The organism is Streptomyces sp. NPDC004111, assembly GCF_042874215.1.
Taxonomy (GTDB): Bacteria; Actinomycetota; Actinomycetes; order Streptomycetales; family Streptomycetaceae; genus Streptomyces.
Genome location: NZ_JBIAMU010000008.1, coordinates 171,094 through 184,826 on the forward strand (window position 1 = coordinate 171,094; position 13,733 = coordinate 184,826).

General features: G+C 73.4%; 9 protein-coding genes. All 9 read right to left on the reverse strand.

Annotated elements, in window-relative coordinates:
• Nucleotides 1-9: 9 nt before the first annotated feature.
• The 9 genes from ACFYVL_RS17800 to ACFYVL_RS17840 all read right to left on the reverse strand — a co-directional run bounded on the left by ACFYVL_RS17800 (nt 10) and on the right by ACFYVL_RS17840 (nt 13,704).
• Complete coding sequence (locus ACFYVL_RS17800; protein WP_389245678.1) at nt 10-585, reverse strand: Pycsar system effector family protein; 576 nt, start codon at nt 583-585, stop codon at nt 10-12.
• Nucleotides 582-2,075, reverse strand: coding sequence for a hypothetical protein (locus ACFYVL_RS17805; protein ID WP_389245680.1), 1,494 nt, complete (start codon nt 2,073-2,075; stop codon nt 582-584). Before ACFYVL_RS17805 ends, ACFYVL_RS17800 begins: the two co-directional genes overlap by 4 nt.
• A complete protein-coding gene (locus ACFYVL_RS17810) occupies nt 2,072-4,453 on the reverse strand; it encodes a hypothetical protein (protein WP_389245682.1) in 2,382 nt (793 codons plus the stop codon). Before ACFYVL_RS17810 ends, ACFYVL_RS17805 begins: the two co-directional genes overlap by 4 nt.
• On the reverse strand, nt 4,450-6,153 hold the full coding sequence (locus ACFYVL_RS17815) for a hypothetical protein (RefSeq protein WP_389245684.1): 1,704 nt from the start codon (nt 6,151-6,153) through the stop codon (nt 4,450-4,452). Before ACFYVL_RS17815 ends, ACFYVL_RS17810 begins: the two co-directional genes overlap by 4 nt.
• Before the next feature lie 68 nt (nt 6,154-6,221).
• Nucleotides 6,222-6,956: a Crp/Fnr family transcriptional regulator gene (locus tag ACFYVL_RS17820; protein ID WP_389245686.1), complete on the reverse strand. Its 735-nt coding sequence runs from the start codon at nt 6,954-6,956 to the stop codon at nt 6,222-6,224.
• A gap of 421 nt (nt 6,957-7,377) precedes the next feature.
• Nucleotides 7,378-9,930: a polynucleotide kinase-phosphatase gene (locus ACFYVL_RS17825; protein WP_389245688.1), complete on the reverse strand. Its 2,553-nt coding sequence runs from the start codon at nt 9,928-9,930 to the stop codon at nt 7,378-7,380.
• On the reverse strand, nt 9,927-11,480 hold the full coding sequence (locus ACFYVL_RS17830; protein ID WP_389245690.1) for a 3' terminal RNA ribose 2'-O-methyltransferase Hen1: 1,554 nt from the start codon (nt 11,478-11,480) through the stop codon (nt 9,927-9,929). Before ACFYVL_RS17830 ends, ACFYVL_RS17825 begins: the two co-directional genes overlap by 4 nt.
• 290 nt (nt 11,481-11,770) lie before the next feature.
• Nucleotides 11,771-12,670 carry a homocysteine S-methyltransferase gene (gene mmuM, locus ACFYVL_RS17835; protein WP_389245692.1) on the reverse strand — a complete coding sequence of 300 codons (900 nt, stop codon included), beginning with the start codon at nt 12,668-12,670 and terminating at the stop codon, nt 11,771-11,773.
• Between the two features lie 110 nt (nt 12,671-12,780).
• A complete protein-coding gene (locus ACFYVL_RS17840) occupies nt 12,781-13,704 on the reverse strand; it encodes an LLM class F420-dependent oxidoreductase (RefSeq protein WP_389245694.1) in 924 nt (307 codons plus the stop codon).
• Nucleotides 13,705-13,733 lie beyond the last annotated feature (29 nt).

A 13,733-nucleotide genomic window follows, 5' to 3' on the forward strand; every position in this document is an offset into this window, starting at 1 on the left:
ATCGTCTCGTCACCACACCTGGCCGATTACGGAGAGCACCACGCCGAGGGTCAGACAGCAGACCCCCGCGCGCAGCCAGCGGTATTTGGCGGTGAGCACCGCGCCCAGCGCGGTCGCCTCGCCGAGCATCCAGCGCACGACGTCCGCCCCGGACTCGGTGAGCCGCGCGTGCAGCACCTCGGACGGGGTGCCGTCGGTGAGGTCGCGCAGGAACGTGACGTCGGCCCCTATCCGGGTGCGCGGCAGTACCACGCCGATGAGCATCAACAACCCTGCCAGCCACAGGAGTCCGCCCGCCACCACGAGGCCGAACGCGAATCCCCGCGGGGCGCCCGCGCCTTCGCCCGCCCACACCACGGCGAGGAAGGCGAGCCCGCCGGAGAGCAGGATCGCCGCCTTGGAGTCGGCGCGCCCTATGTCCTCGCGCACGGAGTCCAACAGGCGTTCGGCGACGAACCGCACATCGGCCTCGGCAGCCGCCGGGGCGGGTGCGGGGGCGGGCAGCGGGCCCGCGGGTGCGGGTGCCGTGGGCGGGGGGCCGCCGGGGCCCGGGTCCGCCGTGCGGCACGGTTCGGTGGTGGTCATTCGTCGTCCCAGTCGTCGAAGTCCGCGCTCGGCCGGGAGGCCCGTCGGCCGTTGTCACGCCGCGGACCGTCGTCGCGGTTCCAACTCCCGCCGTGGGATGCGTCGTTGTTCCATTCGTCGTCGGTTCCCCAGAGGTCGTCCGACGGCCGGGCCCGGCCCCCGCCGAGGTCGCGTTCCCGTTGCTGGTCGGCCGAGGAGTCGACGCGGGTGGGTTCGTACACCCGTCCCTGCCGGTCGGGCCCGGTCGTGGGCTCCTCCTCCCAGAACGGCCTGGCGGGCTCGCCCCGCTCCCGCCGTTCACCACCGTCGCCGCGCTCCAGTTGCCGACCATGGTCCCCATCACGTCCGGGACGGCCGTCGCGGTTCCGGTTTCCCTCAAGAGCGTTGCGGGATCCACCGGTTCGTGGCGGAAGTACGGAGTCGGTGACGCCGCCGAGCACTCCGCCGGAGTTCTCCCGCAGGTACTGGAGCACCTCGTACATGTGGTCGCCGATGTCGTGCCGTTCGAGGTTCCCGGTGTCGAGGAGCTTGTGGAACAGGCCGATGAAGTCCGCCTGTCCCTCGCGGCGTTCCTGCCGGACGGCCTGGCGGATCTCCCACTGCTTGTCGGGGTTGGTGGCCATGTAGTAGGCGATCTCGCTCTCCTCGCCCCGGCTGAGGACCTCCTGGAGTTCGGCCGCCTCGGCGCGGACCGCCGCGCGCCTGCGGGCGTCGGCGCGCCGGTTCGCCTCCGCCCTGATGTCCTCGGTCTCCATGTCGATGGTGAGGGTGTCCTTCTCCTGGACGCGGGTCATGACCTCGTCGCTGAGGTCGATGAAGACATGGACCCGGGTGGCGAGGCCGAGGTCCCGTCCGAGGTCGATGCGGCCGGCGTCCACCTCGGCCCTGACGGCGTCGTCGGCACGGTGGGACTCGGTGAGGCGGAAGCGGCGGGAGACGCTGCGCAGCCCCACGAGGAGTTCGTCGTGCAGCAGGTCGGCGACGTCGCGGACGTTGCGCCGGACCACCAGCCGGGGGTCGACGACCTCCCAGCGCACCCGGGCCGTCGCGTTGAAGAACGCGGCGTCGCCCGCGGCCGGGAGCCGCAGGTCGAAGGAGGTGAGGTGCACGCCGAGCTGTACTTCGACGATGCTGTACGGGCGGCCGACCCACGGTTTGTTGACGTCCTCGCGGTGGTCGGGCCACAGGACGCTGTGTCCGCCGTTGTTGTAGAGCATCACGGCGGCGACCTGGCTGCTGCGCCGGACGTAGGGCGGTGCGTACTCGCCGATGAGGGGGCCGTCGATCGTCTGGCCGCCGCCCCGTTCGCCGTCGCCCGCGCCTCGCCCGGCCCTGCCCTGTCCGTCCTGCCGTCCGCCCCCGGCACGCTGCGGGGGCCGGCCCTGCTGCTGCGGTTCCGGCTGCCGCTGTCGCTGCGGCTGCTGCTGCCGGTCCGCTGCCGCGCGTGCCCGCGGCATGTCGCGCCGTTCCGCCGGCTCCCTGTCCGTCATCCTTCGGCTCCTTCTCCCACGGCGTCCCACATCCGGCGGGCCGCCGCCTTGTCCAGTGCTTCGCCGGGGTCGCGCACGAGCCGGTTCAGCAGGTGCCGCAGCCGGTCGCGGTCCCGGCGGTCGACGGCGAGCAGGGCGAGGAACTCGCAGGCGGTTCCCAGCTGTTCGGAGTCGGCCGCGGCCCGGCGGAGCCAGCTGCTCAGTGCTTCCAGCGCCGCGTCGCCGGAGCGTGCCGTGGCCAGCGCGTGGCGGACCAGGTCGGCGAGTCTGCGCCGCAGTTCGGGCCGGGTCTCCAGCAGTGCGGCGATGAGCGCCTTCGACCCGTGCTGCTCCATCTCCTCGTCGTCGTGCAGCCCCCACAGGTAGGTGGCCTTGGTGTTGAGCGCCCCGATCACCGCGAGCAGGACGAGGTTGGCGAGGTCCTTGCGGTCCTCGCGCAGCCAGCCGCCGAGCCGCTCGACGACGGTGGCGGGTTCGGCCCCGGCGAGCAGCCGGGTCACGCTGAAGGAGGCGGTGGCGAGTTCGTCGAGGGTGGCCTCCTCGCGCCGTACGACCTTGGCGAGTTCGTCGAGCGAGGCGGTGACGGAGCCGGCCGCCATGCCGTAGCCGTGGGTCAGCAGGGCGGTCGTGCACAGCGCCTCGTCGCCGCTCTTCGTCCACTCCTTGAGGGTCGCCCGTGCGGCCGGGCGCACCGTGGGCTCGCGGGAGGCCTCGGCGAGCGCGGTGGCGGCGGCCATCTGGAGGGTCGGGCTGTCGGTGGCCGCCATGGGGCGGAGCAGTTCACCGGCCCCGTACACCCAGTCCCAGGAGCACAGCACCCCGGCGGCGACGGAGGCCCGCACCCACAGGTGCGGGCGGGGGTCGTCGCAGAGCGCGCGCAGCCAGCGGGTCAGCGGTCCCCGTACGTTGTGGTAGCCGTGCCACACCTCCTGGAGCACGGCGGTGGCCAGGCCGTGTCCCTGGAAGCGGACGGCGCGCATCGGCACCTTGGCGTCGCCGAGGTCGAACTCGCCGTCCTCGACGACGGCCCTGGCGAGCGCGGGCCGGTCCTCGTCGTGGACCGCGAACAGCCTTCGTCCCACGGCCTGTTCGGGGTCGAGGGTGAGGGCGAGTTCCCAGGCCAGCTGCTCGCCCGCCTCGGCGGTGAGGCTGTAGGGGGAGCCGTTGAACACCGCGACGGCGATGCGGAAGGCGGTGGCGTCCAGGACGGGCAGGGCGGCCGGGAGGGTGCCGGGGCGGTCGGCGTCGGCGAACCACGCGCGCGCCTGCGCGCGTACGAAGGCGGCGCAGCCGTCGAGGAGCTGGTCGTCCGTCAGCCGTCCGCGGGCCGTGAGGGCGAGCTGTTCGGCGAGCCGTGCGGCCTCGCGGGGGCGCAGTTCGTCCAGGCCGAGGGCGTCCTTGAGGTCCGCCCGCTCGAAGCGTCCGCGCGCCTGCACGAGGGCTTCCTCGGGGGCTTCCTTGAGGAGTACGCGCAGGTGGCGGTGGAGCACCATCTCGGTGCGCGGCGGCCGGCAGGGCAGTCCGTAGCGTCCGCGCAGGAAGTGTCCGGCGAGTTCGCCGCCGCCCGCCAGGACGACCGCGTACCCGTCGGAGGCGGCGAGCAGGCCGCTGAGCCGGTCGAGGTGCAGTTCGGTGGGGCGGTGGTTGCCGCGCGGGTGGCCGGCCCCGTTCTCCGACGGCCGGTGGTGGCCGTTGTCCCGGGCGTGCTGCCCGCGTCCGTCATCGAGGGGGAGTTCGAGCAGGTAGCCGTGTTTCTCCTGGAGGTTCGCGGCTTCGATGCCGTGCAGCGGAACGCTGGGGTCCAGCCGGTCGACCCGGTCGTCGGTGAGTTCGGAGAGGAGGGCGAGGCCGGTGGCGGTACGCCCGCTGCCGGGCTCGCCGCACAGCACGAGGAGCCTGCCCTCGCGCAGCAGGTCCTTCATCCGCTGGTAGCCGGCCGCCTCGCAGTAGACGTCCGCGAGCCGGTCCAGTTCCTCCCTGGGCACGGCTCCCGCGACCATGGGACTGCTCCGGCCGCCGGACGGTCCGTAGTGATTGATGTAGGTGGTGTTGCCGGTGTAGATCTGGCTGTCGCGGCCGATGTCGTAGCGGTCGCGGCCCGCGAAGTTCTGGCGGGCGGCGTGGGCGGTGCCGGATCCCCCTGTTCCGCCACCGCCGCCGCCCAGCGGCCCGCGCCCCACTTGATCGAAGGGGCTGGCCCCGGTCTGTTGTTCCTCACTGTCGGCGGTGGTGTCGGGCTGGCCCGCGCCCGGTTCCTTGCCGCCGCCCTTGCCGCCGGCGCCGCCCTTGTCGGGGGCCGCGTCCTGGCCCGCTCCCTGCGGGGAGTCGGGGCCCGCGCCTCCCGCGTCCTGGCCGGCGCCCTCGTCCGCGTCGCTCACGCGCCGCCCCCGCTCCCGCCGCGCCGGCCCTCGGCACGGCCGCGGCCGTGCTCGGGTTCCGACTCCGGCTGTGCGTCCGGCTCGTACGGCGGGTACGCGCCGGTTCCCGGGTCCGTGTCCCGTACGGGGTACGCGCCCGCCCCGGGGTCGGTGCCGCGTGCGCGCGGTGGTCCGGCCGGTGCCCCGTCGCGGCTGCCGGGCCGTGCGCCGCGCCACGCCTGGTCGTCCCACCCCCAGTCGAGCCCGTCGTCGAACCCGGGCTCCACCTCGGGCTCCTGCTGCCTGCCCCGTACGGGGCCGGACGTCCGGCCCCCGTAGTCCGGCGCGTCGTCGTCCCGTCCCCGGCCGGCCCCTGTCGCGGACGTTGCGGAGGTTGCGGAGGTTGCGGACCGGGAGTCGGGCGCGGACTCCCAGCCGGGCTCAGGTCCTGGGTCCCACCCCTGTTCCAGCCCCTGCTCGCGTCCCGGGTCCCGTTGCGGGTCGCGCCCGGGGCGCCACTCGGGGTCCTGTTCGGGGTGCCACTCGGGGTCCCGTTCGGGGTCCCGTTCGGCCCAGGAGCCGCGCGGGAGGCCGGGCCGGTCCCCGTACCGCGCCTGGTCGTCGTCCTGCCACTCGGACTGCGGCGCGGGCCGGGGCCGCCGCTCCCCCTCGGATCCCCGTTCGGACCCCGGCCCGCGCCCTCCCCCGGTGTTCCGCTCCGAAGTGGGCATCCGCTTCCCCTCGGACTCCCACTCCGGAACGGGCGGCCGCCGTTCCCCCGTCGGCCGCTCCTCCCCCGTCGGCCGGCGCTCCCCCGTCGGCCGCTGCGCGTCCCCGGCCCCGCGGCGCTCGTCGCGCCGCTCCGCGCGCGGTTCCTCGCGCTCCTTGCGGAAGCCCGTGAAACCGCCGTGGATGGTGTTGCCGGTGACGTTGAGACTGTCGCCCTGGACATTCAGTTCCTGTGTCAGGCCGCCGTTGCGGGTCCACGGCTCGCCTGCCTGGGGCGATGATGGGCCGCCCCCCTTCTGCGGCCCATCATCGCGTCCGGGGCCCGCGGCCGGATCCGCCGCGGCGGGTCCCCGGGATGCGTCGACCGCGCCCATCGGCGGCTCCGCGAGTCCAGGGACGTGGAACCAGGCGGTCTCGTCGGTCTCCTTGGAGCGCACCCGTCCGCTCCGGTACTGCCGGGGCTCGATGTGCCGGCCGCCCTCGGCGACCACCTCGGTGTACAGCCAGTCGGAGACGACGATCATCAGGTCCGAGTCGGCCGCAGCCGTCATGACCTGCTTCGCGGTGTCGCTGTCGCACAGCCGGCAGGTCAGGTCGACCGCCCGCCCCACCAGCCCCTTCCCGTCGTCCAGCACGGGCCCCATGTGCATACCGACCCGTACCCGCACCCGGTCCGACCTGCCGTGGTTGTGCTCGCGCAGGTTCTGGTAGAGGGTGCTCAACCAGCGTCCGACCATGAGCGACGGCGGTGCGTCGGTGGGCAGGGCGGCCAGGATCCCGTCACCGCGGTCCTCCTGGTGGAGCCTGCCGGGCGCCACCCCGACCGCCCCGAACGCCTCCCCGAAGGCCGCGTACATCGCGGCCCGCATCCGCTTCTTGGTCTCCAGCCCCATGGCCCCCGATCCACAGGCGTCCGCGAAGACCACCAGCCGGTTGACCGCTCCGGACGCACCCGCCCACGAGCCGTCCTCCGCGCCTGCCGCTCCGTACACCGATGCCTCCTGTGCCGTCGTCCGCCGGGATTACTCTCGTACCGTCCGCCACCGCGCGATGTAGTCGTTTACACATCCGGGCGAACTTTCTCGTTCGGCCCGCCGCGCGAGGGCGGCCCGGCTCTTCCCTGCGCCAGGAGGCGGAGCAGTTCCATGTCGGTGACGGTGACCCTCCGGTTGCCGGTGTGCACGACGTCCTGCTCGCGCAGCAGCCGCAGGGCCTTGGCGACCGCTTCCCGGGTGGCGCCGACGGCGGACGCCAGGTCGTGCTGCGGGAGCGGGAGTTCGACGATCACTTCGCCCTTGCCGTCCACCCGGCCGGCCCGCTGGGCGAGTTCGAGCAGCCGTACGGCCAGCCTGCGCAGCACGGTCTCCGAGGCGAGGGAGCGGCGTTCGCTGTCGGCGCTGCGCAGCCGGGCGCTGAACTGGCGCATGATCAGCGCGGTGGCGTGCGGCCGGGCGGAGAGGAACTGGCGGAACCGCTCACCGCTGATGGACGTCGCCTCGACGGATCCGAGCGCGGTCACGGTGGCGCTGCGCGGGCCCTGGTCGACGGCGGCCAGGTCGCCGATCACCTCGCCCGCGCCGCGCAGGGCGAGTATCAGGCGGGCGCCGCGCTCGGTGGAGACGGAGACCACGGACCATCCGTCGCGCACCGCGAGCACGAACGTGCTGGTGTCGCGCTCCTGGAGCATGACCTGCCCGGGTTCGTAGTGGCGCGGGGCGCCGAGCGCGAGCAGGCTGTCACGGTCCTGGCGCGAAAGTGCCTCCAAAAAGGGACGGCCTTGCCCGAAAAGACTCATCGCTCGCCCCCGATGGCGCCTCGGACGCGACGTTTTGACGATGCGTCAAGCAGAGAGAACAGGAACACTAAGCACCCGTAACACCCGAGTCAAGAACGATCAACTCCTCTTTCCCATCCCCCCAGTTGACCTCCCCCTCACGACCGCACCCGCCGTCTCCTCCACTATTACCACCACCTCCGCGCACGCCGGGGCAATACGCACGGCCCCACCCCTTCGAGCAGCACGACGGCTCCGGGCCGGCGACGCCGGGCGGGCAGGACGTCCCGGGGCGAGGCGGCTCGGGGCGGGGCGCCGGACGGGCGGGGTGGCTCGGGCAGGAGGGCAGCGGACGGGACGGGGCCGCTCGGACAGGACGGCAGCGGACAGGACAGGGTGCCGGGCGGAGCAGCACTCCCGCCCCGCCCGGCACCCCGCTCCGCTAGAGCCTCGGGTCCACCGGCTCCGACTCCAGTGCCAGCACGGCGAACACCGCCTCGTGGACCCGCCACAGCGGCTCCCCCTCGGCGAGCCTGGCCAGGCCCTCGATGCCCAGCGCGTACTCCCGCAGCGCCAGCGACCTCTTGTGCCCGAGGTGCCGCTCGCGCAGCCGCGCCAGCTGCTCCGGGCGCGTGTACTCGGGTCCGTAGATGATCCGCAGGTACTCCCGCCCGCGCACCTTGATGCCCGGCTGCACCAGCCGCCCCTTGCCGTCCCGCACCAGCGCGTCGAGCGGCTTGACGACCATGCCCTCGCCGCCCCGGCTGGTCATCTCCAGCCACCAGTCCACCCCGGAGCGCACCGAGGCCTCGTCGCCGGTGTCCACGACCAGTCGGCGAGTGGTCCGGAGCAGCCCGGTCGCGTCGTGCTCCACGAGCCGGTCCAGCCAGCCGAGCTGGCGGTCGTGCGGTACGTCCACCAGCGACCGCCCCTCCACGGCGAGCAGCTGGAACGGTGCCAGCCGCACCCCGTCCAGTCCCTCGGTCGTCCAGCAGTAGCGCCGGTACGCCTCGGTGAACAGCCCCGCGTCGGCTGCCCGTTCGCGCTGCCGGGCCAGCAGCTCGTCCGTGCCCTCGACACCGCGTCCTGCGGCGGCCTCCAGCGCGCCCAGCACGCCCGGGAACACGGCCCGCGAGGCCGCGCCCACAGCCGCGTACTGCTGCCGGAGCAGCCCGGACGCCTTGAGGGACCAGGGCATCAGCTCGGCGTCGAGCAGCAGCCAGTCGCTCTCCAGCTCGTCCCAGAGCCCGGCCTCGCCGACCGCCGTCCGCAGCCGGGCCAGCACCAGTTCGCTCAGGGCCGCGTCGTCGAAGAACGGCCGCCCGGTCCGGGTGTGCACGACGCCGGTGGGCCCGTCCGCCCCGAACCGCCGGCGTGCCGTCGCCGCGTCGCGGCACACCAGTACGACGGCCCGCGAACCCATGTGCTTCTCCTCGCACACGACCTTGGCGACGCCGTCCGCCCGGTACTGGGCGAACGCCTCGACGGGGTGTTCCAGGTACCCCTCGGTCCGGGACGTGGCGGTCGGTGCCATCGTCGGCGGCAGGTAGGTGAGCAGCTGCGGGTCGACCGCGAACCGGCTCATCACTTCGAGTGCCGCCGCCGCGTTCTCCTCGCGCACCGCGATGCGCCCGTGCTCACGGGTGTTCACGGTCCGCCGCCCCGCCACGTCGGCGAGGTCCAGCGGACGGCCGTCGTGCCCGCCCGGTACGTCGGTGACCAGCGGCTTCACCGGCTCGTACCAGACCTTCTCGGCCGGTACGTCGACGAGTTCGCGCTCCGGCCAGCGCAGCGCGGTCATCCTGCCGCCGAACACGGCGCCGGTGTCGAGGCAGAGGGTGTTGTTGATCCACGAGGTGCTGGGCACCGGGGTGTGCCCGTACACGACGGCCGCGCGCCCCCGGTACTCCTCGGCCCACGGGTAGCGCACCGGCAGCCCGAACTCGTCGGTCTCGCCGGTGGTGTCCCCGTACAGCGCGTGGGAGCGGACCCGCCCCGAGGTGCGCCCGTGGTACTTCTCGGGCAGCCCGGCGTGGCAGACGACGAGGTTCCCGCCGTCGAGGACGTAGTGGCTGACGAGACCGTCGATGAACTCCCGCACCTGTTCCTTGAAGCTGTCCTCCTCCTTCTCCAGCTGCTCGATGGTTTCCGCGAGTCCGTGGGTGTGCTGGACGTTCCTTCCCTTGAGCCAACGTCCGAGCTTGTTCTCGTGGTTCCCGGGTACGCACAGCGCGTTACCGGACTTGACCATTCCCATGACTCTGCGCAGCACTCCGGGGCTGTCGGGGCCCCGGTCGACGAGGTCGCCCACGAAGACGGCGGTCCGCCCTTCCGGGTGCGCCCCGTCCACGTAGCCCAGCTTGCCGAGGAGTGTCTCCAGCTCGGAGCGGCAGCCGTGGATGTCACCGATGATGTCGAAGGGGCCGGTGAGGTGCCGGAGGTCGTTGAAGCGCTTCTCCCGTTCCACCCGGGCGGCGTCGACCTCGGCCACGCTCCGCAGTACGTGCACCTTGCGGAAGCCCTCGCGCTCCAGGCCCTTGAGGGAGCGGCGCAGTTCGCGCCGGTGGCGCTGGATGACGCGGCGGGGCAGCCCGGCCCGGTCGGGGCGCTCGGCGTTGCGCGCCGCGCACACCTCCTCGGGCAGGTCGAGCACGATGGCGACCGGCAGCACGTCGTACTTCCTGGCCAGCTGCACGAGCTGCTTGCGGCTCTCGGACTGCACGCTGGTGGCGTCGACGACGGTCAGCCGCCCGGCCTCCAGCCGCTTGCCCGCGATGTAGTGCAGGACGTCGAAGGCGTCCCGGCTGGCGCTCTGGTCGTTCTCGTCGTCGGCGACCAGGCCGCGGCAGAAGTCCGAGGAGAGGATCTCGGTGGGCTTGAAGTGCCGTGCGGCGAAGGTGGACTTGCCGGAACCGGTGGCGCCCACCAGCACCACGAGGGACAGGTCGGGAACCGCCAGCGCGCGGGGCTCGGCAGTGCTCTCGTCGGCGCTCATGCGACCTCCCCCTCCTTCTTCTCCGCCACGGCCCCGGCCGCGCTCTCGCTCGTGTTCGTCGTGCTCTTCATGGTCTTCGTGGTCTTCGTGCTCCGGGTGTCCTGCGGGCCCTTCCTGGTGAACACCGCCATCTGCGTGGGCGGCCCCACCTCGGGGTCGTCGGGGCCCACCGGCAGGAACCCGACGCCGTACCCGTGCCGTTCGGCCACCGAGTCCGCCCAGGTCCGGAACTCCTCGCGGGTCCATTCGAAGCGGTGGTCGCCGTGCCGGACCCGCCCGGCGGGCAGGGACTCCCAGCGCACGTTGTACTCGACGTTAGGTGTGGTCACCACGACCGTGCCGGGCCGGGCCGCCCCGAAGACGGCGTACTCCAGCGCGGGCAGCCGGGGCAGGTCGAGGTGTTCGATCACCTCGCTCAGCACGGCCGCGTCGTACCCGGTCAGCCGCTTGTCGGTGTACGTCAGCGAGCCCTGCCACAGCGCGACCCGCGCGGCCTGCCGCTCGCCCATCCGCTCCAGCCCGAGCCGCCGCGAGGCGATGGCCAGTGCCCGCATCGACACGTCCACCCCGACGATCTCCCGGAACCTCACGTCCTTGAGCAGCGCCTGCACCAACTGGCCCTGCCCGCAGCCGAGGTCGAGCACCCGGCTCGCCCCGGCGTCGCGCAGCGCGGCCAGGATCGCGTCCCGGCGCTGGACGGCGAGCGGCGTCGGCCGTTCCTCGGCCTCCCCGGTCTCCTCCGCCACCGCGTTGTCGATCTCCTCGACGGTGATGTCGTCGGAGGCCGCGAGCCGCGCCAGTTCCAGCCGTTCGGTCGCCTGCCGGGTCAGCCCCCAGCGGCGTGCCAGATAGCGGCTGGTGATCAGCTTCTGCTCGGGGTGCGCGGGCAGCCAGCCCTCGCCCGCCCGCAGCAGCTTGTCCACCTCGTCGGGGGACACCCAGTAGTGCTTGGCGTCGTCGAGCACCGGCAGCAGGACGTAGAGCTGCCGCAGTGCCTCCTCCAGCCGCAGCTCCCCCTCCAGCACCAGCTGTACGTAGCGGGAGTCGCCCCACTCCGGGAACCGGGCGTCCAGCGGCACCGGCTGTGCCTGCACGCCGGTCCAGCCCAGCGGCGCGAACAGCTTCTCCACCAGCGCGGCGCCGCCGCGTGCGGGCACGGCGGGCACCTCGATGCGCAGCGGCAGCGGCTGCGCGGCCCGCTCGGGCCTGGCGTTGCACACTCCGTGCAGGGCGCTCTTGAAAACGGTGCTCAGCGCGACCGCCAGCAGCGACGACGCGGCGTACGGCCGGTCGTTCACGTACTGCGACAGCGCGGCGTCGGGGGAACCGCCCCGCCCCTTGCCCCTGCCGCGCCGCACGAGCGCCACCGGGTCCACTTCCAGAAGCAGCGCGGCGGTGCAGCGGGCGGCGGTGGCCTCGGGGTAGAAGACGTGCGCCGTGCCGTGCGAGGTGGCGAACGTCTGGCTGCGATCAGGGTGCTTGTGCAGCAGAAAACCGAGATCGGTGGCGGGACGTTCCTGGTCGCCGAAGGTACTGATCGTCAAGAACACCCCACCGAGTATTGCCCGATCCGCCCTCCCCGCCCACGGGTTTTCTCCCCTGCCGCACCACCCGGCCGCTCCCCCGGCACCAGCCCTCCCCCACCGCCTCCGCCAGACGCGGGCCCCTTTCCCCCGGCACGAGCCCACCGCCGAGCGCGACCCCCGGCACGAACTGACCGCCGGACGCGCCCCCCGGCACGAGCCCACCGCCGAGCGCGGCCCCGGCACGAGTCCCCAGCCGGGCGCGGCCCCCGGCACGAGCCCTCCGCCCGCCCCTCCGCCCGGCGCGGCCCCTCCGCTCAGCCCAGGCTGGCCGCCAGGCCGGCGATCTCCTGCGGCCCCACCCGGCAGCAGCCCCCGACCAGCCGTGCCCCGGCCGCCTGCCAGGAGCGCACCCGTCCCGCGTCGAACGTCCCGGTGCCCGTCCAGTCCCGTCCCGCGGCGTCCCACGCCTCCCCGCTGTTCGGGTAGGCGATGCCCGGCCTGCCCGTCGCCCTCGCGGCGATTTCCAGCGCCGGGTCGACGTCGCCGGGCTCGCAGCAGTTCACACCGACGGCGATCACCTGGTCGTTGCCCGCCGCCACCGCGAAGGCTTCGGTCAGCGGCTGGCCCGCCCGGGTGGTGTCCCCGGTGACGCTGTACGAGAGCCAGACGGGCAGCCCGGTGCCCTCGACCGCGCGCAGCAGTGCCTGCGCCTCGTCGACGTCCGGCACCGTCTCCAGCGCCAGCACATCGGGCCCGGCCGCGGCCAGCGCCTCGATCCGGGGCCGGTGGAACCGCTCCAGCTCCGCGACCGACAGCCCGTACCGCCCCCGGTACTCGCTGCCGTCCGCGAGCATCGCCCCGTACGGCCCGACCGAGGCCGCCACCCACACCGGAGCCTGCGCCGCCGCACCGGCCTCCCGGGCCAGCGAGACACTCCGGGCGAGCAGCCCGCTCGCCTCCTCGCGCCCGACGCCCCGCTGTGCGAACCCCTCGTAGGTGGCCTGGTAGCTGGAGGTGATCAGCACCTGGGCGCCCGCCCGCACATAGGCCGCGTGGGCCGCCCGGATCTGTCCGGGGTCGTCGGCGAGCAGCCGTGCCGACCAGAGCGAGTCGGACAGGTCGCAGCCCTGCGCCTGAAGCTGGTTGGACAGTCCGCCGTCGAGGACGACGGTCCCCTCGGCGAGTGCGGCGGCGAGCGGGCGGGTGGGCTCCACGGTGACTCCTGTACGACTACGACTACGACCGACTCGGTCCGGATCCCGCCCGGCCCGGACTCGTTCCTCCGGGCCGGGCTCCGTCCGGGCTCTGCTCGGCCGGATCCGGTTCAGTCCAGCTGGGACAACACCTGTGAGGAGATCAGATCCAGGTGGTCGAGGTCGTCGAGGTCCAGCATCTGGAGATACACCCGGGTCGAACCGATCGCCGCGAACTCACCGAGCCGGTCCACCACCTCCGCCGGCGAGCCCGCCAGCCCGTTGGCCTTGAGTTCGTCGACATCCCTTCCGATGGCCGCCGCCCTGCGGGCCACCTCCGCGTCGTCCTTGCCCACGCACGCCACCAGCGCGTTGGAGTACACCAGCTCGTCGGCCCCGCGCCCGGCCTGCTCGGCCGCCGCCCGCACCCGGCCGAACTGCCGTGCCGTGTCGTCGAGCGAGGCGAAGGGGATGTTGAACTCGTCCGCGTACTGCGCGGCCAGCCGCGGCGTGCGCACCGCGCCGTGGCCCCCGATCAGCACCGGCACCTTGGACTGCGCGGGCTTGGGCAGCGCGGGTGAGTCCGTCAGCTGGTAGTAGGTGCCGTCGTAGCTGAAGGTCCGGCCGCTCTCCGTGCCCCACAGCCCGGTGACGATGGCCAGTTGCTCCTCCAGCCGTCCGAACTTCTCCTTGGGGAAGGGAATGCCGTACGCCTTGTGCTCCTCCTCGAACCAGCCTGCCCCCAGGCCCAGTTCGACCCGTCCGCCGGACATCTGGTCGACCTGTGCGACCTGGATGGCCAGCACTCCGGGAAGCCGGAAGGTGCCCGCGGTCATCAGGGTGCCGAGCCGGATCCGCTTGGTCTCCCGGGCGAGTCCCGCCAGGGTGATCCAGGCGTCGGTCGGTCCGGGGAGTCCGTCGGCGGAGCCCATCCGCAGATAGTGGTCCGACCGGAAGAAGGCGTCAAAACCGAGGTCCTCGGTGGCCTTCGCGACGGTCAGCAGCTTGTCGTAGCTCGCCCCCTGCTGGGGCTCGGTGAAGATTCGAAGATCCATACCTCCATCCTGCACCTTCGAACTGCCGT

Excerpts from the sequence above, each read along its gene's own strand:
- ACFYVL_RS17820 (WP_389245686.1), bottom strand. The coding sequence starts at position 6,956 with ATGAGTCTTTTCGGGCAAGGCCGTCCCTTTTTGGAGGCACTTTCGCGC.
- ACFYVL_RS17825 (WP_389245688.1), bottom strand. The coding sequence starts at position 9,930 with ATGAGCGCCGACGAGAGCACTGCCGAGCCCCGCGCGCTGGCGGTTCCC.
- ACFYVL_RS17805 (WP_389245680.1), bottom strand. The coding sequence starts at position 2,075 with ATGACGGACAGGGAGCCGGCGGAACGGCGCGACATGCCGCGGGCACGC.
- ACFYVL_RS17840 (WP_389245694.1), bottom strand. The coding sequence starts at position 13,704 with ATGGATCTTCGAATCTTCACCGAGCCCCAGCAGGGGGCGAGCTACGAC.
- ACFYVL_RS17800 (WP_389245678.1), bottom strand. The coding sequence starts at position 585 with ATGACCACCACCGAACCGTGCCGCACGGCGGACCCGGGCCCCGGCGGC.